General features: G+C 75.6%; 28 protein-coding genes. 16 read left to right on the top strand and 12 right to left on the bottom strand.

Going from position 1 to position 24,635, the window contains the following annotated elements; translation table 11 throughout:
• The first annotated feature begins 54 nt into the window (after positions 1 to 54).
• The 4 genes from C7Y72_RS15635 (at position 55) to C7Y72_RS15620 (ending at position 2,185) form a co-directional block, all read left to right on the top strand.
• A complete protein-coding gene (locus C7Y72_RS15635; RefSeq protein WP_107570111.1) occupies positions 55 to 1,029 on the top strand; it encodes a PLP-dependent cysteine synthase family protein in 975 nt (324 codons plus the stop codon).
• A gap of 64 nt (positions 1,030 to 1,093) precedes the next feature.
• The gene (locus C7Y72_RS15630) at positions 1,094 to 1,276 is read left to right on the top strand and encodes a Sec-independent protein translocase subunit TatA/TatB (RefSeq protein WP_107570389.1); all 183 of its coding nucleotides are present in this window, start codon (positions 1,094 to 1,096) and stop codon (positions 1,274 to 1,276) included.
• 12 nt (positions 1,277 to 1,288) lie between these two features.
• Positions 1,289 to 1,684, top strand: a complete 396-nt coding sequence (locus C7Y72_RS15625; RefSeq protein WP_107570110.1) for a M67 family metallopeptidase — start codon at positions 1,289 to 1,291, stop codon at positions 1,682 to 1,684.
• Positions 1,685 to 1,774: 90 nt separating this feature from the next.
• Positions 1,775 to 2,185: a DUF2007 domain-containing protein gene (locus C7Y72_RS15620; protein WP_146175407.1), complete on the top strand. Its 411-nt coding sequence runs from the start codon at positions 1,775 to 1,777 to the stop codon at positions 2,183 to 2,185.
• A gap of 3 nt (positions 2,186 to 2,188) precedes the next feature.
• On the opposite strand, the gene C7Y72_RS15615 is transcribed toward C7Y72_RS15620, so the two are convergent.
• From C7Y72_RS15615 to C7Y72_RS15580, 8 genes are all read right to left on the bottom strand, one after another.
• Positions 2,189 to 2,941: a hypothetical protein gene (locus tag C7Y72_RS15615; protein ID WP_107570108.1), complete on the bottom strand. Its 753-nt coding sequence runs from the start codon at positions 2,939 to 2,941 to the stop codon at positions 2,189 to 2,191.
• A 56-nt stretch (positions 2,942 to 2,997) separates the two neighbouring features.
• Positions 2,998 to 3,924 carry a DUF1152 domain-containing protein gene (locus C7Y72_RS15610; RefSeq protein WP_158276885.1) on the bottom strand — a complete coding sequence of 309 codons (927 nt, stop codon included), beginning with the start codon at positions 3,922 to 3,924 and terminating at the stop codon, positions 2,998 to 3,000.
• 102 nt (positions 3,925 to 4,026) lie between these two features.
• A complete protein-coding gene (locus C7Y72_RS15605; RefSeq protein ID WP_107570106.1) occupies positions 4,027 to 4,656 on the bottom strand; it encodes a DUF1802 family protein in 630 nt (209 codons plus the stop codon).
• 236 nt (positions 4,657 to 4,892) lie between these two features.
• Complete coding sequence (locus C7Y72_RS15600) at positions 4,893 to 5,774, bottom strand: NAD(P)-dependent oxidoreductase (protein ID WP_107570105.1); 882 nt, start codon at positions 5,772 to 5,774, stop codon at positions 4,893 to 4,895.
• Positions 5,775 to 5,783: 9 nt separating this feature from the next.
• On the bottom strand, positions 5,784 to 7,286 hold the full coding sequence (locus C7Y72_RS15595; protein ID WP_107570104.1) for a hydantoinase B/oxoprolinase family protein: 1,503 nt from the start codon (positions 7,284 to 7,286) through the stop codon (positions 5,784 to 5,786).
• Entirely contained in the window at positions 7,283 to 9,145 is a 1,863-nt protein-coding gene (locus C7Y72_RS15590; protein WP_107570103.1) for a hydantoinase/oxoprolinase family protein, read from the bottom strand. The genes C7Y72_RS15595 and C7Y72_RS15590 overlap by 4 nt, the downstream gene beginning before the upstream one ends.
• A gap of 36 nt (positions 9,146 to 9,181) precedes the next feature.
• The gene (locus tag C7Y72_RS15585; protein ID WP_107570388.1) at positions 9,182 to 9,613 is read right to left on the bottom strand and encodes a hypothetical protein; all 432 of its coding nucleotides are present in this window, start codon (positions 9,611 to 9,613) and stop codon (positions 9,182 to 9,184) included.
• A gap of 203 nt (positions 9,614 to 9,816) precedes the next feature.
• The gene (locus C7Y72_RS15580) at positions 9,817 to 11,280 is read right to left on the bottom strand and encodes an L-aspartate oxidase (protein ID WP_107570102.1); all 1,464 of its coding nucleotides are present in this window, start codon (positions 11,278 to 11,280) and stop codon (positions 9,817 to 9,819) included.
• Between the two features lie 119 nt (positions 11,281 to 11,399).
• On the opposite strand from C7Y72_RS15580, the gene C7Y72_RS15575 reads away from it, so the two are divergent.
• Complete coding sequence (locus tag C7Y72_RS15575) at positions 11,400 to 12,431, top strand: histone deacetylase family protein (RefSeq protein WP_233243896.1); 1,032 nt, start codon at positions 11,400 to 11,402, stop codon at positions 12,429 to 12,431.
• Between the two features lie 3 nt (positions 12,432 to 12,434).
• Here the strand turns inward: C7Y72_RS15575 and C7Y72_RS23415 are convergent, their stop codons facing one another.
• The 3 genes from C7Y72_RS23415 to C7Y72_RS15560 all read right to left on the bottom strand — a co-directional run bounded on the left by C7Y72_RS23415 (position 12,435) and on the right by C7Y72_RS15560 (position 14,785).
• Positions 12,435 to 12,938 (bottom strand): hypothetical protein, encoded by a 504-nt coding sequence (locus C7Y72_RS23415; protein ID WP_158276884.1) that lies wholly within the window; start codon positions 12,936 to 12,938, stop codon positions 12,435 to 12,437.
• Positions 12,935 to 13,750, bottom strand: coding sequence for a zinc ribbon domain-containing protein (locus tag C7Y72_RS15565; RefSeq protein ID WP_107570101.1), 816 nt, complete (start codon positions 13,748 to 13,750; stop codon positions 12,935 to 12,937). Before C7Y72_RS15565 ends, C7Y72_RS23415 begins: the two co-directional genes overlap by 4 nt.
• A 75-nt stretch (positions 13,751 to 13,825) precedes the next feature.
• Entirely contained in the window at positions 13,826 to 14,785 is a 960-nt protein-coding gene (locus C7Y72_RS15560; RefSeq protein WP_107570100.1) for a glycosyltransferase, read from the bottom strand.
• A gap of 94 nt (positions 14,786 to 14,879) precedes the next feature.
• Between C7Y72_RS15560 and C7Y72_RS15555 the strand changes: the two genes are divergently transcribed.
• The 4 genes from C7Y72_RS15555 to C7Y72_RS15540 are packed head-to-tail and all read left to right on the top strand — an operon-like array spanning position 14,880 to position 17,377.
• Positions 14,880 to 15,128: a hypothetical protein gene (locus tag C7Y72_RS15555; RefSeq protein ID WP_146175406.1), complete on the top strand. Its 249-nt coding sequence runs from the start codon at positions 14,880 to 14,882 to the stop codon at positions 15,126 to 15,128.
• 31 nt (positions 15,129 to 15,159) lie between these two features.
• On the top strand, positions 15,160 to 16,035 hold the full coding sequence (murI, locus tag C7Y72_RS15550) for a glutamate racemase (RefSeq protein ID WP_107570098.1): 876 nt from the start codon (positions 15,160 to 15,162) through the stop codon (positions 16,033 to 16,035).
• Positions 16,032 to 16,763, top strand: coding sequence for a ribonuclease PH (gene rph / locus C7Y72_RS15545; RefSeq protein ID WP_107570097.1), 732 nt, complete (start codon positions 16,032 to 16,034; stop codon positions 16,761 to 16,763). Before murI ends, rph begins: the two co-directional genes overlap by 4 nt.
• Positions 16,760 to 17,377, top strand: a complete 618-nt coding sequence (locus C7Y72_RS15540; protein ID WP_107570096.1) for a non-canonical purine NTP pyrophosphatase — start codon at positions 16,760 to 16,762, stop codon at positions 17,375 to 17,377. Before rph ends, C7Y72_RS15540 begins: the two co-directional genes overlap by 4 nt.
• Before the next feature lie 6 nt (positions 17,378 to 17,383).
• On the opposite strand, the gene C7Y72_RS23785 is transcribed toward C7Y72_RS15540, so the two are convergent.
• A complete protein-coding gene (locus C7Y72_RS23785) occupies positions 17,384 to 17,524 on the bottom strand; it encodes a hypothetical protein (RefSeq protein WP_196189387.1) in 141 nt (46 codons plus the stop codon).
• 145 nt (positions 17,525 to 17,669) lie between these two features.
• Between C7Y72_RS23785 and C7Y72_RS15535 the strand changes: the two genes are divergently transcribed.
• From C7Y72_RS15535 to guaA, 7 genes are all read left to right on the top strand, one after another.
• Entirely contained in the window at positions 17,670 to 17,945 is a 276-nt protein-coding gene (locus C7Y72_RS15535) for an HU family DNA-binding protein (protein ID WP_107570095.1), read from the top strand.
• The gene (gene pyrF, locus C7Y72_RS15530) at positions 17,942 to 18,880 is read left to right on the top strand and encodes an orotidine-5'-phosphate decarboxylase (protein ID WP_107570094.1); all 939 of its coding nucleotides are present in this window, start codon (positions 17,942 to 17,944) and stop codon (positions 18,878 to 18,880) included. The genes C7Y72_RS15535 and pyrF overlap by 4 nt, the downstream gene beginning before the upstream one ends.
• A gap of 39 nt (positions 18,881 to 18,919) precedes the next feature.
• A complete protein-coding gene (locus C7Y72_RS15525; protein ID WP_107570093.1) occupies positions 18,920 to 19,234 on the top strand; it encodes a LysM peptidoglycan-binding domain-containing protein in 315 nt (104 codons plus the stop codon).
• Positions 19,231 to 20,487 (top strand): D-alanyl-D-alanine carboxypeptidase family protein, encoded by a 1,257-nt coding sequence (locus C7Y72_RS15520; RefSeq protein ID WP_107570092.1) that lies wholly within the window; start codon positions 19,231 to 19,233, stop codon positions 20,485 to 20,487. The genes C7Y72_RS15525 and C7Y72_RS15520 overlap by 4 nt, the downstream gene beginning before the upstream one ends.
• Positions 20,484 to 21,443, top strand: a complete 960-nt coding sequence (locus tag C7Y72_RS15515; protein ID WP_107570091.1) for a 1-phosphofructokinase family hexose kinase — start codon at positions 20,484 to 20,486, stop codon at positions 21,441 to 21,443. Before C7Y72_RS15520 ends, C7Y72_RS15515 begins: the two co-directional genes overlap by 4 nt.
• A 166-nt stretch (positions 21,444 to 21,609) precedes the next feature.
• On the top strand, positions 21,610 to 22,851 hold the full coding sequence (locus C7Y72_RS15510) for a GuaB3 family IMP dehydrogenase-related protein (protein WP_107570090.1): 1,242 nt from the start codon (positions 21,610 to 21,612) through the stop codon (positions 22,849 to 22,851).
• 63 nt (positions 22,852 to 22,914) lie between these two features.
• Positions 22,915 to 24,498 carry a glutamine-hydrolyzing GMP synthase gene (gene guaA, locus C7Y72_RS15505; protein ID WP_431844378.1) on the top strand — a complete coding sequence of 528 codons (1,584 nt, stop codon included), beginning with the start codon at positions 22,915 to 22,917 and terminating at the stop codon, positions 24,496 to 24,498.
• Positions 24,499 to 24,635: the final 137 nt, after the last annotated feature.

The following is a 24,635-nucleotide window of genomic DNA, read 5'->3' as shown; positions in this document are numbered from 1 at the left end:
GCGCGCCGCCGTCTCCGGGGCCGCCTCCGGGGCCCCGCTACACTTCGTGAAGTCATGGCTCTCCCGCCCCTGGAGACCCGACCCTGCGGCGGTCGCTACGGCGACATCGTCGAGGCGATCGGGAACACCCCCCTCGTGGAGCTCAAGCGGCTCTCGCCCAAGCCGGGCGTCCGCATCTGGGCCAAGCTCGAGTCGGCGAACCCGACCGGGTCGATCAAGGATCGCGTCGCGAAGTCGCTGATCGAGGACGCGGAGGCCAAGGGCGCGATCAGCCCCGGCCAGACGATCCTCGAGCCGACCTCCGGGAACACCGGCATCGCACTGGCGATGATCTGTCGGCGCAAGGGCTACAAGCTCAAGGTCGTGATGCCCGACAACGTCACGCCCGAGCGCACGCAGCTGCTGCAGATGTACGGCGCCGAGATCGTCTACTCGCCGGGCAACCAGGGCTCCAACGGCGCGGTCGCGATGGCCGTCGAGATGGCGAACGCCGACGCCTCGTACTACATGCCCTACCAGTACGGGAACCCCGCGAACCCGCTGGCGCACTACAACGGCACCGCGCGGGAGATCCTCACCGAGCTCGACGGCAACGTCGACGCGTTCGTCGCGGGTCTCGGCACCGGCGGCACGCTGATGGGCAACGCCCGCCGCTTCAAGGAGGAGCTCGGGGACCGCGTGAAGATCGTCGCCGCCGAGCCGATGCAGGGCGAGCCCGTGCAGGGGCTGCGCTCGCTCGACGACGGGTTCATCCCCGAGATCATCGACCTGACCCTCCTGGACCGGAAGATCTTCGTCACGAACCGCGACGCGATCATCTGGACGCGCAAGCTGCTCGACGAGGAGGGCCTGTTCGCGGGCGTCTCCTCGGGGGCGATCGCGCGCGTGGCGGTGCGGATCGCCAACGAGATGGACGAGGGCAACGTCGTCTTCATCATCTGCGACGACGGTTGGAAGTACCTGAGCAGCGGGATCTACACGCTGCCGGTCGACGAGGTCGAGAACCTCGACTCAACCGTCTGGTGGTAATCCACGTAGGAACCCGGGAAGTCCGTCCGCGCACCCCCCTCACCCACGGAGAACTGAGCCAGTGATGCCCAACATCGGTCCCATGGAGCTCGTGATCGTCCTCGCGATCGCCCTCATCGTCCTCGGCCCCAAGAAGCTCCCGGAGGTCGGCCGCTCGGTCGGCAACGGCCTGCGTGAGTTCAAGGAGTCGATCTCGGGCGAGCGCCGCGACGACGAGGACGACCGCCGCGCCCTCAAGGCGGACTGAGCGCCCCGACGGATGCAGATCGCTCCCGCCCTGCTCGAGCAGATCGTCGAGCACGCGCGCCGCGACGTGTCCGAGGAGTGCTGCGGCGTCGTCGCCACGCGCGACGGCGTCGCGGTCGCCGTGCACGAGCTCGAGAACACCGCGCACGACAAGCGCCGCTTCGAGATCGACGGCCTCGTCCTGCTGCGGCTCGTCGACGAGCTCGAGGACCGCGGCGAGGAGCTCGGCGCGATCTACCACTCGCACGTCATGTCGGCGCCCGAGCCGTCCCAGACCGACCTGAACTTCGGCGCGCTGTGGCCCGGCGTCGAGTGGATCATCGTCGGCCTCAAGGACGCCGAGCCCGAGGTCCGGTCCTGGCTGATCGAGGACGGGGACTACCGCGAGGTCGCCCTCACGTCGGAGTAGCCGGTGGACGGCGGCGGCGCGCCCCCGCTCGTCTGCCCGCGGTGCGGCGCCCTCCACGCGCCGCCCGCCCGCTTCTGCACCGCGTGCGCGATGCCGCTCACGTGGGCCGGGGCGCCGGACGACCCACAGGTCACCGACCGGCACGCCCGCGCCCGCAAGATCAAGCCCCAGTACGCGGAGGGCGAGCTCGTCCGCGTCGCCGGCGGCCGCCACCAGGCGGAGGCGGAGTTCCTCTGCGGCCTGCTGCTGGAGGAGGGGATCCCCAGCCTCGTCCGCCGCTCGCGCGGCTTCGACGTGCCCGACATGCTCGCGGCCGGTCCGCGCGACGTCCTGGTCCCGGCCTCCGGCGTCGACGCCGCCCGCGAGGTGCTGCTCGAGGCCGAGCTGCTGGCCGAGCCGGGGCCCGTCGGCCCGACGCCCGCCCGCCTCATGGGCGGGCTGCTCGCCGTCCTGGGCGTCGTCGGCGTGATCGTCTGGGTGCTCGACCTCGCGAGCGGCTGACGCTCAGGCCTGCCCGCCCATGGTGGCGAGGTGGGCGCGCCAGACGCCGCTGGTGTGGACGAGCTCGCGCCCGAAGGCGCGCTGCAGCGCGGCCCGCGGGCCGTCCTCGTGGAGGCCCAGGACGAGCTCGACCACGGCGTGCTCGCCGCGCTCACGGGCCAGCAGGTCCAGGACGGTGCCCCCGAGCAGGGCCGCGTCGCGCAGGCCCGGGGGGAAGGACGGCTCGTCGCCCTCGCGCAGGCGCCGCCCGACCGCCGGGCGCGCGAACGCCGTCTGGCCGCCGAAGTACTGGCCGGCGCCGAGCGCGAGCCACGCCCACTGCAGCGTCCGGCGGGTCGGCCCGGGCCGCCAGGGTGGCGCGAGGCGCGGGTTCGCGAGCCCGACGAGCATCTGCGCGTAGAGGCCCGCGGGGGCCAGCAGCGCCATCTCGCGCGACCCGGGGACCGAGGACGCGCGCGCCTCGAGCCGGCGGGGGGCGAGCAGGTGCAGCTCGCGCGCGCCCGGCCAGCCCGCGAGGTAGCGGCGGGACGCGGGGGCGGTCAGCCGCTGCAGCAGCGGCAGGTACGGCTGGGCGAGCGCGAGCGAGCCGGTCGAGCCGTGCACGACGACGGTGATCTCGTGCTCGGGCTCCGGGAACGTCTGCACGAGCCGCTCGCGGGTGTCCTCGAGCAGCTCCAGGACGCTCGCGACGTCGTCCTCGTCGCGCAGCTCGTGGCGGGCCGCGAAGTTCGGGCTGCTCGTCTCGACCCAGGGCATCCCTGCGGACTTCGCCGCGCGCGGCGGCGGTCCTCTCGGGGCACCGGGGGCGAGGGTCAGGCGTCGTCGGCGGCCGCGTCGAGCTCGTGGGCGAGCTCGGTGCGCACGCCCATCGCGGTCAGCCGCTCGTGGGCGGCGGTGAGGTCCTCGTGCGGATCGAGGGCGGCGGCCAGCCGGGCGGCGCTGCGCATCGCGGTCACGGGGTCGACGCAGCGCAGGCGCCCGCCGTCGGCGGTCAGCTCGACGGTCCGGCGCCCGTCGCGGATCGTCGCCGTGCCGGTCTCGCCGCGCGCGCAGCGCACGGCCATCGCGCTCGCCTCGGTCACCACGGTGCCCATCGCGGACTCGAGGCGGTCGAGCATCGGGGCGGTGAGCTCGAGGTCGCCGAGGTCGCCGCCGGCAGCGGTCACCTCGTCATGGCGGGCGGCGACCTCGTCGGGTCGCAGCTCGCCGTCGCAGCCGGCGCCGAAGACGGTGAGGATCGCCGGGATGCCGACCGCGGCGAGGACGGGCGCGGCGGCGAGCAGGACGGCGTCGGCCAGCGGGCTCGCGAGCCCGGCCTCGTCCCCGTGGGCGAGGACGTCGCCGCCGACGTCGAGCAGCACGACGAGGTCGCAGCCGAGCGCCTGCGTCGCGGCGACGAGCCCGTCGCCGACGGCGGCGGGGCCGGGGCCCGGGTCGACGAGGACGGTGTCGGCCTGCAGGAACGCGGCCATGCGGCTCTCGGCGAACGCGAAGCCGCCCGGTCCGGTGGTCTCGGGCCCGGCGAGCGCGACGGTGGGGTGCAGGACGGTCCGGGCGTCGACGAGCTCGTCGATGCGCCGCGGGCCGGGGAGGGGGTCGACGGGGCGTCGTTCCCAGGTGAGGCCGCCGACGACCGCGGCGGTCCCGAGCGCCCGGGCGGCCTCGGCGACCGCCAGGGCGCCGACGACGTCACCGCCCCCGCCGATGCCGACGACGAGCAGGCGGTCGGCCGAGCGCACGCGGTCGGCGGCCCAGGTCGGGGCCGGAAACGCGCGATCCCCGCTCGTCACCGGGACGGGCGGGGATCGACGGGCACGGCTGCTGCGGTCAGGCGGATGCGGCTAGACCAGCGCGGGGACGCGGCCGGCGCAGATCTCGGCGATCGTCTCGGTCGCGCGCTCGAACTCCTCGTCGGACAGCACCGGGGTGCCCTCGAACGGGAGGTCGCGGTTGATCTCCAGCCAGGAGCGGCAGCCCCCGAAGTCGTCACGGACCTTGACGGTGACCGGGCGCGGGATGCGGTACGTGCGCAGGAGCAGCACGTGCAGCGGGTGGTGACGCTTCCACGCGAGGCGCTTCTCGGCGTAGTCGGTCGTCCACACGTAGAACGGCGACAGATCGTTGACCGTGCGGGGGTCGTCGATCGTGAAGTGGCCGGCGACCTCGGCCCACGCGCGGATCCGGACGCGCTCGGGCTGGGCGATGCCACCGTCGCGCGTCAGCGCGTGCACGGGCGGCTCGCCGTCCGCCCAGACACCCTCCTCGAGCGCGCGGCGCAGCTCGGGCAGGTGGGAGTCGCGCACCAGGTCGTTCTTCTGGTGGTCGAACGTGGGGTAGAGGAAGAAGCGGTCGTGGTCGAGCGCGAAGTGCTTCTCCGGCTCGCGGATCCCGCCCTTCCGCAGGGTGAGCAGCTGCTCACCCTCTGCGAGGGCGCGGACGGTGACAGCCCATTCCTTGAACGCGATAGGCATAAGGGTTTCCGAGGGGGAGGGGAGGACAAAGAAGATCCCGCGAGAGCGCGTCCGAACCAGCAGGACGACGGCGCGGGATGTGAAGGATGTTCGCAAACGATCGTGCGAAGTTCAAATGTCCCTGCAAAGCAGCGGTTTTTTGCCCTTCTCAGCTGGCGCGTAGACGCTTGAACTGGCGCATAAAAGCTCTGCCGCTCGACCGTGTGGACAACCGCACCCCGACCGGATGGCAGGCGCTACAGGCGCACCCCGGACGCCGCCTCGACCGCCTCCAGGAGGGCCGCGAAGTCCGCCTCGCCCAGGCCCTGCTCGAGACCGTGCTCCAGCGCACCGCCCGCGGCCGCCGCGGCGTCGAAGCCGACCCCGGCGGCCCGCGCCTGCTCCAGGCACAGGCGCACGTCCTTGAGCATGTGCTCGAGCTTGAACAGCGTGGTGTAGTCGTGCTCCTGCATCACCGGCGCCTTGAGGTCGAGCATCGCGCTGCCGCCCGACCCCGCCGACATCACCTGCACGAGCGCGCCGAGATCGACGCCCGTGGCGCGTCCCACGACCAGCGCCTGGGCGACCGCGAGCGTGTTCGCCGCCGCCGTGGCGTTGTTGATGAGCTTCACCATCTCGCCCTGGCCGAGCCCGCCGACGTGCAGCACGAGCGAGCCCATCGCCTCGAACAGCGGCCACGCCCGCCGCACGTCCTCCTCCGCGCCGCCGGCCATGATCGTCAGCGTGCCGTCCTGCGCCTTCGGGCTCGAGCCGGTCACCGGCGCGTCGACGAACGCCACGCCCCGCTCGGCGAGCCCGGCGCCGATGCGCCGCGTGTCGTCCGGGGAGATCGTCGACATGTCCACGAACAGCGCGCCGGGTCGCGCGCCGTCGGCGGCGCCGTCGGGCCCGAGCAGCACCTGCTCGACCTGCGCGCCGTCGACGACCATCGAGATCACCACGTCCGCCGCCGCGGCGGCCTGCGCCGGGGTCTGCGCGACGGTGCCGCCGTGCTCGGCGACCCAGGCATGCGCGGTCGCGGTCGTGCGGTTGTAGACGGTGACCTGGTGGCCGGCGCGGGCGACGTTCGCCGCCATCCGCGAGCCCATGATCCCCAGTCCGAGAAAGCCGATCTCCATCGGCCGATCCTACGCCTCCTGGTCCGCCGTCCCGTGGCCGCCGCCGCCCGGGGTCTCCAGCCGCAGCCGGTCGCCCGGGGCGAGCTTCCCGGTCCACTTGGCGGGCAGCTCGCGGCCGTTGAGCAGCGTGCGGCCGACCGCGCCGGCGCCGCCGCCGGCGGCGCCGGGTGGTGCGTGACGGCGACGCTCGGTGATGAGCGACGCGGTCATCGGCTCCAGCGCCTCGAACTCGCGCACCACGCCGTCGCCGCCCCGGTGGCGCCCGGCGCCGCCGCTGCCGCGCCGGACCGCGTACGTCGTGCAGCGCAGCGGGAACTCGAGCTCCAGCGCCTCCACCGGCGTGTTGCGGGTGTTGCTCATCGCCACGTGCACGCCGCTGGGGCCGTCGGCGTCCGGGCTCGCGCCCTGGCCGCCGCCGACGGTCTCGTAGTACGCGAACGTGTCGTTGCCGAGGGTCAGGTTGTTCATCGTCCCCTGGCCGAGCGCGCGACCGAACGCGGCGAGCACGAGGTCGGCCACCCGCGAGGACGTCTCGACGTTCCCGGCGGCGACCGCGGCGGGCGACCGCGCGTGCAGCAGCGAGCCCTCGGGGACCACGACCTCGATCGGCCGGTGCGCCCCGGCGCTGGCCGGGAGGTCCGGGTCGGTCAGGACCTTCACCGCGAACACGCACGCCGACCGGGTCACGGCGAGCGGGCAGTTGAGGTTGCCGTCGTGCTGCGCGGCGCTGCCCGTGAAGTCCAGGACGATCCGGTCGCCGGCGACCGTCGCGGCGAGCCGCAGCTCGAGATCCCCGTCGGCGGCCTCGAGCACGTCGGTGGCGTGCCGGGTGCCGTCCGGGAGCGCGGCGAGCGACGCCCGGGCCCGGCGCTCGGCGTAGTCGAGGCTGGCCGCGGTCGCGGCGGCGAGGCCGTCGACGCCGAGCCGCTGCGCGAGCTCCTGCAGCCGTCGCACGCCGACGGCGCCCGCGGCGAGCTGCGCGCGGAGGTCCGCCCGGCGCTGGCGCGGCCCGCGCATCCGCGCGACGAGCTCGTCGATCGCGGCGTCGTCGAGCACCCGCGGGGCGATCACCACGCCCTCCTCGTCCAGGGTGCGGGAGTCCGCGGGCATCGAGCCGGGCACGCGCGCCCCGACGTCGGCGTGGTGGGCGCGGCTCGCCGCGAAGCCCAGCAGCGGCCCGCCGTCCGGCCGCTCGAACACCGGCGTGATCACCGTGATGTCCGGCAGGTGCGTGCCGCCCCGGTAGGGGTCGTTGAGCACCCAGGAGCGCCCGGGGGCGTGGTCCTCAGAGAGCACCGCGGCGACCGCTGCGGGCATCGCCCCGAGATGCACCGGGATGTGCTCGGCCTGGGCGACCATCGCGCCGGCGGCGTCGAACAGCGCGGTGGAGCAGTCGCGACGCTCCTTGATGTTCGAGGAGTGCGCCGCGCGGATCAGGACCGCGCCCATCTCCTCGCACGCGGCGCGCAGCGCGCCGCCGGTGACCTGGAGGGCGACGGGGTCGAGGCTCATGCCGCCCGCTCCAGCAGCAGCGTCCCGGTCGCGTCCGGCGCGCCGCTCCAGCCCGCCGGGACGACGAGCGTCGCGCCCGGGAGCCCGACGACCGCGGGCCCGCGGACCGCGGTGGGGTCGGGGTCCCCGGCGGCGAGGTCGATCGCCGGGCCCGGCGCGCGCCGCGTGCGCCGCACCGCGACGACCTCGAGCACCGCCTCCGCGTCGGCGTAGCCGTAGCGGGCGTGGTGCTCGGTGTCGAAGGCGTGGCGCAGCGCCGCGGGATCCGGCGGGACGTCGGTGAGCGTCAGCTCGAAGGACTGGCCGGCGTAGCGCGCATCCCACGCGACCTCCCGGGCGTCGCCGGCCGCGTCGCGCAGCGCGGCGGCGGTCACCTCGGGGCCGCGCAGCAGGACCGTGCGGACCTCGTCGGTCCGCCGGTCGGCCGCCGCGAGCCCGAGCGCGCTGAGGACGCCGCCGGCCCGGGGCACGACCACGCGGCGGATCCCGAGCTGCTCGGCGATCCCGACCGCGTGCAGCGGGCCGGCGCCGCCGAAGGCCAGCAGCGCGAAGTCGCGCGGGTCGACGCCGCGCTCGACCGTCATCACCCGGAGCGCGCGGACCATCTCCGCGTCCGCGACGCGCACCATCCCGGCGGCGGTCGCGCGCGCGTCGAGCCCGATCCGGTCCCCGAGCGCGGCGACCGCGGCGTGGGCGGCCTCCGCGTCGATCGTGAGGCCGCCCGGGAGCGGCGTCCCCCCGGGGAGGTGCCCGAGCACGACGTGGGCGTCGGTCACGGTCGGCTCGGTGCCGCCGTGCCCGTACGCGGCCGGCCCGGGCCGGGCGCCGGCCGAGCGGGGACCCACGCGCAGCGCGCCGCCGGCGTCGCACCAGGCGATCGAGCCGCCGCCCGCTCCGACGGTGTGGATGTCGACCATCGGCAACGCGATCTCACGGCCGCCGACCTCGCGCCCCGCGGTCTCGCGCACCCGGCCGTCCTGCACGACGCAGACGTCGCAGGAGGTGCCGCCCATGTCGAAGCACAGGAGATCGGGCACCCCGGTCGCGCGCGCCACGAGCGCCGCGGCCGCCGCGCCGCCCGCCGGACCGCTGAGCACGGTGAGCGCGGCGTGCCCGGCCGCGTGGGCGGCGGTCGTCAGCCCGCCGCTGCTCTGCATGATCGAGGGCTCGGGCAGCCCGGCGGCGCCCGCGCGGTCCAGCAGCCGCCGCAGGTAGTCGCGCAGCAGCGGCGAGAGCGCCGCGTCGACCTCGGTCGTGGCGGCGCGCTCGGCCTCGCGGAACGTCCCGACGACCTCGTGGCTGAGCGACACGTGCACGCCGGGCAGGCGGCGCCGCAGCGCCGCGCCGAGGCGCTGCTCGTGCGCGGTATGGCGGTCGGCGTGCAGCAGGCAGACGGCGACGGCCTCGGGATCGAGCGCGGCGACCGCCTGCGCGACCCGCTCGGCGGCGGCCTCGTCCAGCGGGCGCAGGACCGTGCCGTCGGCCGCGTGACGCTCCGGCGCGGGGACGCGTCGCTGCGGCGGGACGAGCGGGGCGGGGTGCGCGGCGTCGAGCCGGTAGAGGTCGGCGCGGTCCTGCCGTCCGAGCTCGACGAGGTCGCAGAAGCCCTCGGTCGCCACGAGCGCCGTCCGCGCGCCGCGGCCCTCCAGGAGCGCGTTCGTCGCCACCGTCATGCCGTGCGCGAAGCCGGTGACCGCGCCGGGCGCGGCCGCGGCGAGCGCGAGCACCGCCTCGACGGCGGCGAGGACGCCGAGCGACTGGTCCTGCGGCGTCGTCGGGGACTTCGCGGTCAGGACGCGGTCGCCGTCCACGAGGACGGCGTCCGTGAAGGTCCCGCCGACGTCGACCCCGAGGAGCACCCCGGCAGCGTAGACCGGGGCGCCCGGAGGCGGGGCTCAGGCCGCGAGCGGGGCGGCCTCGACCTCTTCGGTCTCGGCGAGGTGCTGGTGCGACGGGCAGTAGCCGTTGTGCGCGAGCGGCTCCCGCTGGCACGCGGTGCCTCGGCGCGTCGTGGCGCGGCAGCGCAGCGGGTCGCCGTTGGCGTCGACCCCGTGGCGGGGCTGCCGGGCGACGAACTCCTCGGCGCAGGCGACGTAGCGCTGCACGACGAGCCAGACGCGCGCCTGGGCGGCCATCGGGAAGTGGATGCGGATGTCGTTGAACAGCGTGCGTGCCGGCCGCGCGAAGTAGTGGCGGTCGGTCGCGAGGCGGTTCATCGCGCTCTCGCACGAGCGCAGGACCGACGCGTGGGCGACGCGGGCGTCGCCGGCGTGGTCGTGCACGAGCGGCGCGAGCTCGCGGTAGATGGCTCGACTGAACTGGTACATGAGCGGACCCTTGCTCTCCTCGTCCGGCTGGCTCCCGTCCAACCCTGGTGCGACACGGATCGTGCCGAGGGTGTATGAACGCTGAAACCGGCCTTCTGTTGACTTCGCGTTAAGCGGCTGACCGGCCGTTCACCGACCTGTCCCCCCGAACACGCGAGGTCCGGCGACGTTGCGCACTCCTGCGCGCCACGTCGCAGCTGCGCTCAGGCCCAGTGCTCCAGGCGCGGCTCGTCCTCGCCGCGCACGACCGCGTGGTGCCCGTCGAGCGCCGGATCGAGCTCCGGGAAGTCGGTGCGGCGGTGGGCGCCGCGCGACTCCTCGCGCAGCAGCGCGCAGCGCGCGACGAACCGCGCCAGCGGGTGGGGATCGTCCAGCAGCGTGCGCAGGCCCTCCGCGGTGCGCTCGATGCCCGCGTGCGTCCACAGGGCCTCCTGGGTCGCCCGCTCGGGCAGCACGATCGTCGCCTCCCGGGGCGGGGCGGGCAGCGCCGTGGCCGCGCGCGGCGCGGGCTCCCCGAGCGCGGCCTGGGCGGCACGGCCGCCGAGCACGAAGCACTCGGTCAGCGAGTTGGAGGCGAGGCGGTTGGCGCCGTGCAGCCCGGTGCAGGCGGACTCGCCGACCGCGTACAGGCCCGGGACGGTGGTGGCCCCGTCGAGGTCGGCGACGATCCCGCCCATCACGTAGTGGGCGGCCGGCGCGACCGGCACGAGCGTCGTCGCCGGGTCGAGCCCGGACTCCCGCAGCGCGCCGACGACGTTCGGGAACTTCCCGGCGTCGACCATCCGCATGTCCAGGTCGACGTGGTCGGTGCCCTGCGCGCGCATCGTCGCCCAGACGGCGCGCGAGACCTCGTCGCGGGGCGAGAGCTCCTCGACGAACCGCTCGCCGTCGCGGTCCAGCAGCCGGGCGCCCTCGCCGCGGATCGCCTCGGTGACGAGGAACCCCTCGCGGCCCGGGATCCCGGTCACCGCGGTCGGGTGGAACTGCGCGAACTCGAGGTCCGCGAGCGCGGCGCCCGCCGCGTGGGCGAGCATCAGCCCGATGCCCAGCGAGCCGGGCGGGTTCGTCGTGCGCGACCACAGCGCCGCCGCGCCGCCGGTCGCGAGGATCGTCGCCCGGGCGCGCACGGCTCGCCCGTCCTCGCAGGCGAGACCGACCACGCGGCCCCCGTCGGTCCACAGCGCGGAGACGCGCGTGCCCTCGAAGACCGTGATCCGCGGATCCTCCGCGACGACCGCGGACAGCTGGCGCACGACCCGGCGGCCGGTCGCCGAGCCGCCCGCGTGGACGACGCGCCGCACGGAGTGCCCGCCCTCCAGGCCCAGCGAGAGGCGGCCGTGGCGGTCGGCGTCGAAGCGCACGCCGAGCCGCTGCAGGTCGTCGACGACCCCGGGCGCCTCGCGCACGAGGACGTTCGCGGCGCTGCGGCGCACGAGGCCCCGGCCGGCGACCTCGGTGTCCTGGCGGTGCAGGTCCGGGGAGTCGTCGGCGGCCAGCGCGGCCGCGATCCCGCCCTGGGCCCAGTAGCTCGCTGTGAACGCCAGCGGCGTCGCGGAGACGAGCGTCACGCGGGCTCCGGCGCGGGCGGCGGTCAGCGCCGCGTACAGGCCGGCGCCGCCGGCGCCGACGACGGCGATCTCGGTCTCGTGCAGGTGCGGATCGGGCACCGCCGCAGCGTATCCGCCGCCGGGCGCTGGACCGCGCCCCGTCCCCACCGGCGGCCCGTCGCGCGCGCCACGACCGGCGGGCCGGGTGGGCGCGGTGGGTGCCGGGTACGGTTCCGGCGATGACCGTCCGCACGCCCGCCCCGGTGCTCCTGCGCCACCCCTCCTCGCTGGAGCACGACACGGGCGACCACCCCGAGCGCGCCGAGCGCGTCCGCGCGATCGACCGGGCCGTCGCGGCCCGCCCGGACCTGGGCTGGGAGGCGCGGGACTCCCCGGCGGCGACGGACGCCCAGCTGACGGCCGTGCACCCGCCCGCGCACGTCGCGGGCATCCGTGCCCTCAGCGCGCGCGGCGGCGGCTGGATCGACGGGGACACGTACTGCGGCCCGCAGTCGTTCGCCGCCGCGGCCCACGCCGCCGGGGGCGCCTGCGCGCTCGTCGACGCGCTGCTGGGCGAGGGGCGCCCCGCCGGGGCGGCGCTGCACCGTCCGCCCGGCCATCACGCCGAGATCGACCGCGCGATGGGCTTCTGCCTGTTCAGCACCGTCGCGGTGGCCGCCCGCCACGCGCGGGACGCGCACGGCCTCGAGCGGGTCATGGTCCTCGACTGGGACGTCCACCACGGCAACGGGACCGAGGACGTGTTCCGCGACAGCGCCGAGGTCCTGTTCGTCTCGATCCACGAGTCGCCGCTGTACCCGGGGACCGGGCCGGCGTCGGAGATCGGACGCGGACCGGGGGAGGGCTACACCGTGAACCTGCCGGTGCCGGGGGGCTCGGGCGACGCGGCGTTCACGTCGCTCGTCGAGCACGTCGCACTGCCGCTGGCGCGCGCGTACCGGCCGCAGCTGCTGCTCGTCTCGGCCGGCTACGACGCGCACGCCGACGACCCGCTCGCCGGCTGTCGCGTCAGCGACGACGGCTTCGCGACGATGACCGGCTCGGTGCGCCGCCTCGCCGACGAGCTCGCCGTCCCGCTCGGGCTCGTGCTGGAGGGCGGCTACGACGTCGCGGCGCTCGCGCGCTGCGTGGTCGGCTCGCTGGAGGTGCTCGGCGCGGCCCAGGCCCCGGCCGCGCCCGCGATCGACGAGCACCCGCTCGCGCAGGCGGCACGCACGCGCCTCGCCCCGCACTGGCCCGCGCTGGCCTGAGCGCTACGGGCCCGACGCGCCGCCGCTGTCGGCGTCGCCGTCCGTCGTGGTCGTCCCGGAGTCCGCGCCCGATCCGTCGTCGGCCTGCGGCGTCGCGGTGGCGACCGGCGGCAGGCCCGAGGAGCCGGTCGGCCCGGTCACGCCCGGGGCGCCCGGCGTCCCGGTCACGCCGGTGGCACCCGTGACGGCGGTGACCGCCGGGGTCGTCGTCGGCGCCCCGCCCGCCGCGCCCGGGGGCGGGGTCGACGCGGCCGTCTCCGTCGGGGTGACGCCCGGCACGGTGCCGTCGTCGGTGTCGGTGAGCGCCGCGAACGCGACGACGAGGGCGAGGACCGCGACGACGACGACCGCGGCGAGCCCGGCGATCGGCAGCCGCCAGTTCGGGGTCGGCGCGAGGCGGGTGCGCGCCGCCGCGCCGCAGTTCAGGCACCAGTCCTGCTCCGGGCCGACCGGTGCGGCGCAGCGGGGGCAGCGGACCGTCCCGGGCGGGAGCGGCGGGGTGCTCACGAGGCCTGGTCGTCCGGGCGCCGCACGACGGTCAGGTCGTCCGCCGGGGCCTCGGTCGTCGGCTGGTCGGCCGGCTCCGCCGCGGCGGTCGCGGGCGCGTCGGCGGCGGGCGCGGACGGGGCGGGGGTGGTCGGGATCGCCTGGGTGGCCTGCGCCTCGGCGGCGAGCGTCGCCGACACCGGCGTGGCGCCCGTCTCGGCGGCGCTGACGGCGGGCATCACCGGCGCCTCGGGGGCGGTCGGGCCGGGAGCGGGCGTCGGCGGCGGCGCGGGTGCGGTGGCGCCGCCGGCGGCCGCGCTGACGACGACCTGCGGGGCGGCGGGCGTGCCGGCCGGGGCGGGCGCGGTCGCGTCGCCGACCTCGCCGACCGCGAGCGGCCCGCGCAGCCCGATGCCGCAGGAGGGGCAGAACCGCGCGTCGCTGCCGTGGATCGCCGCGCACCGCGGGCAGGCCGCCAGCCCGGGCTCGCGGAGCTCGTGGAACGGCCGCTGGTCCTGGAGCGCGCGCTCCAGCGCGCGGAGCTCGAGGTCGACGGCGGCGAGCGCGTTGAGCTTCTGCGCGACGAGCTCGTCGCCGCGGCGGCCGAAGCGGTGCAGGTCGAAGACGAGGCCGCCGAGGTCACGGAACCCGAGCTCGCGGACGCGCCGCAGGTGCCGCAGGCGGCGGCGCAGCCGACCGCGGTCGCGGAAGCTCGGCTCGGGGGGCGCCGCGGGGTCCTGCGGGGCCAGCCCGGCGGGACCGCCCGGGGGCGGGACGACGGGGGCCGGGTCCGCAGTGCGGGGCCGGCGAAGACGGTTCAGGAGGCCTCTCATACGCAGACGGCGCCGATGTCGGCGCCTGCGGCCACTATACCCGCGACGCGCCCGATCGATGCGGCGGGCCCGCGGTCACCCGGCATCGGGCAGCAGCGCCCGCCAGGCGTCGTGGACCCGCTCGGCCATCCGGTCGGCCGACCACGGCGCGACGACCGAGCGCCCGTCCACGCGCGGGTCGGGCTGCGCCAGCGCCGCCGCGATCGCCCGCCGCCAGCGGTCGCGCTCGTAGGGCGCGCAGAGGGCGCCGGCGACGCCCTGCAGCGCCTGCGGGTGGATGCCCACCGGGGTCGTGATCACCGGGACGTCGCAGGCGAGCGCCTCGAGCACCGCGAGCCCGAAGCCCTCGGCGTCGCTGGGGAGGACGACGACGCTCGCGGCGTTCATCCAGAGGGGGACGTCCGCGGGGTCGACGGTCCCGAGCGTGTGCAGGCGCGCGCCGTCCACGGCCTCCTGCGCGAGGTCGAACCGCTTGCCGGTGCGGCCGGGATCGGCGGGGAACAGCACGCACGGCTCGTCGGGCGGGAGGCCGAGGCGTGCGCGGGCCTCGGCGCGGGGGATCGGGCGGAAGCGGTCGACCGCGACGCCGCACGGCAGCACCGCGGTGGGCAGCCCGCGACGCCCCAGCGACGGCAGCGGCGTCCCGCGCGGGGCGGGACCCGCGAGGTCGACGCCGAGGTCGTGCGAGACCGCGGCGACGAGGTCCATGCGCCGCGCGACGAGCCGCGTCAGGCGGCCGGTCCGCGGGTGCCGCACGTCGGTCCCGTGGACGGTGAGGACCCGGGCCCGGGCCGGGATCGCGAGCGCGGGGAACGCGGTGAGGCCGAAGTGCGCGTGCACGAGGTCGAACGGCCCCTCGCGGCGGGCGAGCCCGCGCAGCCGCCGGACCGCCTGTGCGTAGTCGCCGGGCGCGAACTCGGTGAGCGTCACGTCGGCGCCCAGCCGCCGCAGGGCGGCCACCTGGTCGCGCACGAAGATGCCGCGTCCGGGCGCCTCGGGCGCCGCGGCCATGTTCGTGACGACGATCGTTCGCATCCCGTCGCAGATTCTCCACAGGTGCGTCTTTCGCCGTCACGCGCCCTCGCCTTGACTGCGGTGCAGACCAGCCACCGACCCCTGGAGGACCCCCATGGGACACCGCATGATGGGCCGCGCCCACGCCGCCCTGCACCACTGCACCACCGACCTGCGCCGTCGCCTCGCCGCCGAGACGGGGCAGGGCACCGTCGAGTACGTCGCGCTGATCCTGCTCGTCGCCGGCGTCCTGGCGGCCGTCGTGACGGCCGGCGTCGGCAAGGAGTTCGACCTCGGCGAGACGATCATGGGCAAGCTCAAGGACTCCGTCGACGGCGTCGGCGAGGCCCCGGGCAAGAAGTAGGCGCCACCGGCGCGGGGCCTACACTGGCCCCGTGCCGGCCCCCGCGTCCCCGCACCCCCGCGACCGCCCCATCGGGGTCTTCGACTCCGGCGTCGGCGGGCTCACCGTGCTCCACGAGCTGCTCGTGTCGCTGCCGGAGGAGGACTTCGTCTACCTCGGGGACACGGCCCGCTTCCCGTACGGCGAGCGCACGCCGCAGGAGCTCGAGGGATTCGCGATGCAGATCGCCGAGGAGCTGCTGCGCCGGCGGGTGAAGCTCCTCGTCGTCGCCTGCAACAGCGCGACCGCCGCGGCCCTGCCGGCGCTCCAGTCGCGGATGCTGCAGACGACGCTGGGCGTCGACGTCATCGGCGTCGTGCGCCCCGAGGCGCTGCAGGCCGTCGCGACGACCCGCAGCGGTCGGATCGGGCTGCTCGCCACCCCGGCGACGGTCGACTCCGGGGCCTACGACCGGGCGGTGCAGAGCGCGGACCCGCACGTCACGCTGACCTCGGTCCCGTGCCCCGACCTCGCGCCGATCATCCAGGCGGGCGGCGCCGGCGGCGACCTGTTCGACGAGCACCTCGTCGACGTCGTCCGTGCCTCGTGCGCGCCGCTGCGCGACGCGGAGGTGGACACGGTCATCCTCGGCTGCACGCACTACCCGCTGATCCGGCCGCTGCTGCAGCGCGCGCTCGGGCGCGGCGTGGCGATCGTCAGCTCCGGCGCGGCGCTCGCGCGGCAGGCCGAGCACGCGCTCACGTCCCGCGGGCTCGACACGCGGCGCACGGGGGAGGGGACCTACTCGTTCCTCTCGACCGGTGATCCGGAGGCGTTCCGCGCGCTGGGGACCCGCTTCCTGCAGCTCCCGCTCGGGCCGGTCGAGCAGGTCCTGCCGACCGCCGACGGCGCGCTGCTGCTGCCGTGAGCGCCCAGCGGACGGGCGGCCGGGCCGCCGACGAGCTCCGTCCCGTGACGATCGAGCCGGGGTTCGTGCGCACCGCCACCGGCTCCGCGCTGCTGAGCGCGGGGGAGACGCGCGTCATCTGCACCGCGACCGTCGAGGAGCAGGTGCCGGTCTGGATGCGCGGCCGCGGCAGCGGCTGGGTCACCGCCGAGTACGGGATGCTCCCCGGGTCCACGCGGCAGCGCAAGCGGCGCGACGGCGTCCGGCCCGACGGCCGCTCCGTGGAGATCCAGCGGCTGATCGGCCGCTCGCTGCGCGGCGTCGTCGCCCTCGACCGCCTCGGCGAGCGGACCGTGCACCTCGACTGCGACGTCCTGCAGGCCGACGGCGGCACCCGCTGCGCGTCGATCACCGGCGCGTACGTGGCGCTCGCGCTCGCGGTCGAGGTGCTGCGCGCCGACGGGCGCCTGGACGCCTCGCCCCTCACGGGCTCCGTGGCGGCCGTCTCGTGCGGGGTGGTCGGCGGCCGGCCGCTGCTGGACCTCGACCACCGCGAGGACGCGCGCGCCCAGGTCGACGCGAACGTCGTCATGACCGGCGACGGCGGGCTGGTCGAGGTCCAGGCCACCGCCGAGCGCACGCCGCTCAGCCGCGCCCACCTCGACGAGCTGCTGACGCTCGCCGAGACCGGCATCACCGCGCTGCGCGCCGCGCAGCGGACCGCGATCACCGCAGGGAGCCCCGCATGACCCCGCTGCAGCTCGTCCTCTCAACCCGCAACGACCACAAGGCCCGCGAGTTCGGCGACCTGCTCGCGCCGCACGCCGTCGCGCCGCTGCCCGACGCGGTCGTGCTGCCGCCCGAGGACGGCGACACGTTCGCCGAGAACGCGCTGGGCAAGGCGCGGGCGGCCGCCGCCGCGCTGGGCGTGCCCGCGATCGCCGACGACTCGGGCATCGAGGCGGCGGCGCTCGACGGTCGACCCGGGGTGCGCTCCGCCCGCTTCGCCGGCCCGGACGCGACCGACGCGGAGAACCTCTCCAAGCTGCTGCGCGAGGCCCCGGCGGGCAGCGCCGTCGCGTACGTCTGCGCGATCGCGTTCGTCGACCCGCACGACGGCACCGAGCGGGTCTTCGAGGGGCGCTGCACCGGCACGCTGGACCACGACCCGCGCGGCACCGGTGGCTTCGGCTACGACCCCGCGTTCGTGCCCGACGACCCGCTGGCGCGCGACCCGGCCGGCGCGGACGGCCGCCCCCGCACCATGGCCCAGCTGTCCCCGCAGGAGAAGGCGTCGATCAGCCACCGCGGCCACGCGGCGCGGCTGCTGCTGGCGTGGCTCGACGGCCGCGCCGCGGGCTGACGCCGCTCAGCGCAGGTTGACCGCGGCCGCGAGGCCCACGGCGCCCGCGACGGCCGCGTAGCCCTGGTAGCCGGCGAGCAGCAGCAGGACGACGGTGAGGGCGCAGACGCCGACCGTGGCGCTCCACGCGATGCGGTCCAGGGACATGCGCGCATCGTGCCAGACGTCCCGGATCCCCGGATTTCCGCAACGTGCGGGAATCCCGGCGGCGCGGCCCGATGTTTCCTGGGGTTTTCGTCCGTTCCCGCTGCTAGCGTCGCCCTGCCCGACCAATTCCCGAGGGAGGCACCCAGTGACCAAGTCGGAGTTCGTTGACGCCGTCGCCACGACGGCAGGACTCGACAAGAAGGACGCCGCGGCCGCGGTCGACGCCGTGCTGAAGACGATCGAGGGGACGCTCGCCGACGGTGGTGAGGTCACGTTCTCCGGCTTCGGGAAGTTCCACGTGACCGAGCGCGGCGCCCGCCAGGGCGTCAACCCGCAGACCGGCGAGCGGATCCAGATCGCCGCGTCGAAGGCCCCGAAGTTCACCGCGGGCACCGCGCTCAAGAAGGCCGTCAAGTCCTGACGGGTCCGTCGGCAGTCGCCGCGACCGGTCGCCGCTTCGGCGACCGGGTCACGGACCACGTCGCCGCGCGCGAGTCCCAGATCGTCCTGGGCCTCGACCCCGACCCCTCCCGGCTGTGGCCCGGGAGCGGCGACGGCGTGCCCGCCGACGGCCCACCGGCCGCCCGTGCGGCGGCCGCGGTCGCCGCCCACTGCCGCGCGGTGATCGCCGCCGTCGCCCCGGCGGTCGTGGCGGTCAAGCCCCAGCTGGCCTGCTTCGAGCGGCTCGGCGCGCCCGGCCGCGCCGCGCTCGGCGCCGCGGTGGAGGCCGCGCACGAGCACGGCCTGCTCGTCGTCGCCGACGGCAAGCGCGGCGACATCGACGTGTCGGCCACCGCGTACGCCCAGTCCCTGGTCGGGACGACGCCGACGCCGTACGGGGACGTCCCGGGGCTCGGGGCCGACGCCCTGACCGCGGCGCCCTACATGGGGGTCGACACGATCGACTCGCTGCTGGCCGTCACGCGGCCCGCGGGCGCGGGCGTGTTCGTGCTCGTGCGGACCTCGAACCCCGGGGCGGCCGACGTCGAGGACCTCGAGCTCGCCGGCGGCGGCCCGCTGTGGGAGCACGTGGCGCGCATCGTCGACCGGCTCGGCGAGGGCGACGGGGCGGCCCTGCACGACGTCGGCGCGGTCGTCGGCGCGACGCGGCCCGAGCACGTCGCCCGCATGCGCGAGCTGATGCCGCGCGCCGTGTTCCTGCTCCCCGGCGTCGGCGCCCAGGGTGGCCGCGTCGAGGACCTCGCGCCCGCCTGGGCGCCCGGTCCCGCCGGCGGCCTCGCGACGGCCTCGCGCTCGATCGTGCAGGCGGCCGAGCGTGGCGGCGTCGGGACCCCGGCGGCCGCGGCCCGCGCGGAGGCCGAGCGTCTGCGGGACGCCGCATGGTCGCTTGCGTGACGTCGGTCGCGGCGCCCGCCGCTCTAGAATCCCTGGACCGTGCCGTACCGCAGTCCTGCCCGCTTCCTCGCACCGCTCGCGCTCGTCGCGGCGTTCCTGTCGGTCTACCTCGTGGTCAAGCCGAGCTCCGAGGAGCAGTCCGACGAGCCCGCCACGACGACCTCGACGACGCGGACCACGTCCGGCTCGGGCAGCGGCGGGACGACGCGCAAGAGCTACACGGTGAAGTCCGGGGACGTCCTCTCGGCAATCGCCGAGAGCACCGGGGTCCCGCTCGAGCGGATCATCGAGCTCAACCCGGACCTCGATCCGCAGGCGCTGCGCGCCGGGCAGAAGATCAAGCTGCGGCGATGACGTCGCGGACGTCCCGGCCGGGCGCGGCGGTCCTCGCCGCGCTCGTGGTGCTGCTCGGCGCCCTCGTGGCCGCCGGTCCCGCGCGCGCGCAGGACGGCGAGCCGTCGCTGCGGTCGGCCTCCTCGGCGATCCTCGTCGAGCCCGCCACCGGCGACATCGTCGTGGAGAAGCGCGCCGACACCCGCCGGGCGATCGCGTCGACGACGAAGATGATGACCGCGCTGGTGACGCTCGAGCGGGCGTCGCTGGACGACGTCCTCACGACCACCGACTACCGTCCGGCCCCGGTCGAGTCGCAGATCGGGCTGCAGCCGGGCGAGCGGCTGACGGTCCGCGACCTGCTGCGCGGCCTGCTGCTGGCGTCCGGCAACGACGCGGCCGTCACGCTGGCGGTGCGGATCGGCGGCTCGCGCGAGCGGTTCGTGCGGCTCATGAACCAGAAGGCGCGCGAGATCGGCCTCACGAACACGCGCTTCGCCAACCCGATCGGCCTCGACGACCCGGACAACTACTCGACGGCCACGGACCTCGCGAAGCTCGCGCTCGTCCTGCGCCGCAACGCGTTCGCGCGCGAGACGATGAACCTCGAGCAGGCGACGCTGCGCTCGGGCGCCCGCCGCCGCGTGGTCCAGAACCGCAACCTGCTCGTCCGGCGCTTCGGCTTCGTCAACGGCGTCAAGACCGGCCGCACGACCCAGGCGGGCTTCGTGCTCGTCGGCAGCGGCTCGCGCGACGGCGTCTCCGTGGTGAGCGTCGTGCTCGGGGAGCCCAGCGAGGAGGCCCGCGTGCGGGACTCCGCCGCGCTGCTGCGCTACGGCCTGCGCCGCTACCGCGTCACGCGGGCGCTGCGCACCGGGCAGCCGCTGGGCAGCGCCACGCTCGAGTACCGCGACGACCAGCGCGTCGAGCTGGTGGCCGCCCGCTCCTCCTCGCGCGTCACGCGCCGCGACGAGCGGCTGACCACCCGCGTGCTCGGCGCGCCGAAGGTGCTCGACGGCCCGCTGCCCGCCCGCTCGCGCGTCGGCACGGTCGAGGTCCGCTTCCGGGGCCGGGTCGTCGACCGGGTCCCGCTGGTCACCGCCACCGAGGTGGTGGAGGCGACGGCGACCGACCGGCTGAAGGACTTCGCGGGACGGCCGGGCACGAAGATCCTGCTCGGGGCCCTCGTCGGGTGTAGCCTCCTGCTGGTCCTGCTGCGGCGTCGCATGGGCGCCCGGACCGGCCGGCAGACGAGCGGGACCGAGATCGCATGATCATCACCGTCACCCTCAACGCGGCGATCGACAAGTCGCTGAACGTGCCGAGCTTCCGGCTCGGCCGCCGTCACCGGACGGTCGAGCAGACGACGATGGCGGGCGGCAAGGGCGTCAACGTCGCGCGCACGCTCAAGACGCTCGGGCAGCCCGTGATCGCCACCGGCTTCCAAGGCGGGCCGACGGGCACGCGGATCGTCGAGCAGCTCACCGAGGACTCGATCCTCAACGACTTCGTGCGGATCCGCGAGGAGTCGCGGACGAACACCGCCGTCTACGACCCGACCAACGGGCAGATGACGGAGATCAACGAGCGCGGCCCGGCGATCACCGCCAAGGAGGTGGAGCTGTTCCGCGACAAGCTCCTGTACCTCGCGCGCGGCGCCGACATCGTCGTGCTGGCGGGCTCGCTGCCCCGTGGGGTCGAGGTCGACGTCTACGCCGGGCTGGTGCGCGAGCTGCGCCGCATGGACGTCCTGGTGATCGTCGACACCGACGGGGAGCCGCTGCGCCACGCCGTGCGCGCCGAGCCCGACCTCATCTCGCCCAACGTGCTGGAGGCCGAGGAGCTCGTCGGCCACGAGTTCAACGACGACGAGGACCGCGCGATCGCCGTGCGCGAGATGGTCCAGCTCGGCGCGCGCGAGGCGATCATGACCGCCCCCGACGGCTGCGTCGCCGCGATGCACGTCGACGGCGAGCGGCAGCTGCTGCGCGTCACGGTCGAGCCGCGCGAGACGGTCGCCGCCGTCGGCTCGGGCGACGCGTTCCTCGCCGGCTACGTGGCGTCCCGCTACGGCGGCGGCTCGGTCGAGGACTGCCTGCGGTTCGGCGTCGCCTGCGGCGCGGAGTCGACGAAGCGTCTCGGGGCAGGCCTGATCGACCCGCGCGAGGTCGAGAAGCTGACCGCGGAGGTCGACGTGCAGCGGATCGTCGCCCCGGCGGAGGTCGGCTGACCGACCGGTCCGGGGCGGGGGTCTTCCTTCGCCCCCGAACCGTCCGGCCCCGGTGCTATCGTGCCGCTGGCAGTGAGTTGCCGCCTCACAGCCTGCTTCAACCCCATCGTGACCCCGCCTGCGCGGGGTCTTTTCGTCACCCCTCAGACCTAGGATCGGGCGCTCTATGGACATCGAGATCGGACGCGGGAAGAAGGCCCGCCGGGCTTACGGATTCGACGACATCGCGATCGTGCCGTCGCGCCGGACCCGGGACCCCGACGACGTCGACATCAGCTGGAAGCTCGGTCCCTACCGCTTCGACCTGCCGCTGCTCGCCTCCGCGATGGACGGCGTGGTCTCGCCGCGCACCGCGGGGATCATCGGCAAGCTCGGCGGCCTGGGCGTCCTCAACCTCGAGGGCATCTTCACCCGCTACGAGGACGCCGAGGACCAGCTCGAGCGCATCGCCAAGCTGCCGAAGGACCTCGCCACGCGGGAGATGCAGGCGATCTACCAGGAGCCGATCAAGCCGCACCTGATCGCGCAGCGCGTCAAGGAGATCAAGGACCAGGGCGTCGTCACCGCCGCGTCCCTGACCCCGCAGCGCGTCACCGAGTACTACGAGCTCGCGCTCGAGGCCGGTCTCGACATCCTCGTCATCCAGGGCACCGTCGTCTCCGCCGAGCACGTCTCGCAGACGGCCGAGGCCCTGAACCTCAAGGAGTTCATCCGCGAGGTCGGCGTCCCGGTCGTCGTCGGCGGCTGTGCGAGCTACCACACGGGCCTGCACCTGATGCGCACCGGCGCGGCCGGCGTGCTCGTCGGCGTCGGTCCCGGCGCGGCGTGCACCACGCGCGGCGTGCTCGGCCTCGGGGTCCCGCAGGCGACGGCGATCGCCGACGTCGCGGGCGCCCGCTCGACGCACATGCTCGAGACCGGCGAGTACGTGCAGGTCATCGCCGACGGCGGCATGCGCACGGGCGGCGACATCTCCAAGGCGATCGCCTGCGGCGCCGACGCCGTGATGGTCGGCTCGCCGTTCGCGCGCGCCCACGAGGCGCCGGGTCGCGGCTTCCACTGGGGCATGGCGACGTTCCACCCGACGCTCCCGCGCGGCGCGCGCGTGCAGACGGTGCAGAACGGCACGCTCGAGGAGATCATCAGCGGTCCCGCGCACGAGAACGACGGCACGTTCAACCTCATGGGCGCGCTGCGCACCTCGATGGCGACCTGCGGCTACCAGGACCTCGCGGAGTTCAACCGCGCGGAGGTCCTCGTCGCCCCGGCGCTGCAGACCGAGGGCAAGCTCCTGCAGACCTCCCAGCAGGTCGGGATGGGCTCCCGCGGCTCCGCCGTCGGCGCGCACTCCACCGGCGAGGACGGCTCCAACGGCAGCGGCAAGACCCCGACCCTCGCGCAGGCGTAGGCGCGGGCGGGGACCGGCTTGAGCACCGACAACCTCCCGACCGCCGCGACGGCGGTGACCGAGCTGGCCGACGAGTCGGCGCCGATCGAGGCGCCGCGGTCGGTCGACGAGGTCGTCGTCCTGGACTACGGCGGGCAGTACTCGCAGCTCATCGCCCGCCGCGTGCGGGAGTGCGGGGTGTTCAGCGAGCTCCTGCCGCACCACGTCGGTGCGGCGGAGGTCGCCAAGCGCAAGCCCAAGGGCCTGATCCTCTCGGGCGGGCCCGCGTCGGTGTACGCGCCGAACGCGCCGAAGCTCGATCCGGGCCTGCTCGAGCTCGGGATCCCCGTGCTGGGCATCTGCTACGGCATGCAGCTCGTCGCGCTCGAGCTCGGCGGCACCGTCGAGAGCGCGGAGGTCGGCGAGTACGGCCGCAGCACCCTGACCGTGCGCGAGCACGGCCGGGTGCTCGCGGGCACCCCGGCCGAGCAGCCCTGCTGGATGAGCCACCGCGACACGGTGTTCGCGCCGCCGCCCGGCTTCACCGCGCTCGCCGCGTCGACCGCCTCGCCGGTCGCCGCGCTCGAGTCGACCGAGCGGGACATCTACGGCATCCAGTTCCACCCCGAGGTCGTCCACACGCCGTTCGGCCAGGACATCCTCAAGAACTTCCTCCGCGACGTGTGCGGCTGCGACCTGACCTGGTCGGCGGCGTCGATCGTCGAGGAGCAGCTCGCGCGGATCCGCGAGCAGGTCGGCGACAAGAAGGTCATCTGCGGCCTGTCCGGGGGCGTCGACTCCTCGGTCGCCGCGCTGCTCGTCCACCGCGCGGTCGGCGACCAGCTCACCTGCGTGTTCGTCGACCACGGGATGATGCGCAAGAACGAGGGCGACCAGGTCGTCCAGACGTTCCGCGACACCTTCAAGGTCCCGCTCGTCGCCGTCGACGCCGAGGAGCGCTTCCTCACCAAGCTCCGCGGGACGACCGAGCCGGAGGCCAAGCGCAAGATCATCGGCACCGAGTTCATCCGCGTGTTCGAGGAGGAGGCCGCCAAGCTCGCCCAGGGCGAGGAGGGGGCCCGGTACCTCGTGCAGGGCACGCTCTACTCGGACGTCATCGAGTCCGGCGGCGGCACCGGCGCGTCGACGATCAAGTCGCACCACAACGTCGGCGGCCTGCCCGACGACCTCCAGTTCGAGCTCGTCGAGCCGCTGCGCGCCCTGTTCAAGGACGAGGTCCGCGCGGTCGGTGCCGAGCTCGGGCTGCCCGAGCGCCTGGTCTGGCGTCAGCCGTTCCCGGGGCCCGGGCTCGCGATCCGCGTCGTCGGCGGGGAGGCCACCAAGGAGCGGCTCGACCTGCTGCGCGACGCCGACGCGATCCTCCAGGACGAGATCCGCAAGGCCGGTCTGTACCGCGACCTGTGGCAGTCGTTCTGCGTCCTGCCGGACGTCCGCACCGTCGGCGTCCAGGGCGACGAGCGCACCTACGGCTACGTCGTCGTCATCCGGGCCGTCACGTCCGACGACGCCATGACCGCCGACTGGGCCCGCCTGCCCTACGACCTGCTCGAGCAGATCGCCGCGCGCATGATCGGCGAGCTGCGCGAGGTCAACCGGGTGGTCCTGGACATCACGTCCAAGCCGCCCGGCACGATCGAGTGGGAGTGAGCGGCTGAGGCGCCGCCCGGCGCGGGCCGTGTCCCGCGCTGCGGGTCGGTGCCTCCGGCACCGACGCGGATGCCGCGCGGGACACGCCCCGCGCCGGGCTCCCGCTGGCGCGGCCCGGGCGCCGGGGGCTGATCCCC

It is taken from the genome of Paraconexibacter algicola, assembly GCF_003044185.1.
Lineage (GTDB): Bacteria > Actinomycetota > Thermoleophilia > Solirubrobacterales > Solirubrobacteraceae > Paraconexibacter > Paraconexibacter algicola.
This window is presented reverse-complemented; position numbering and strand designations above follow the sequence as displayed.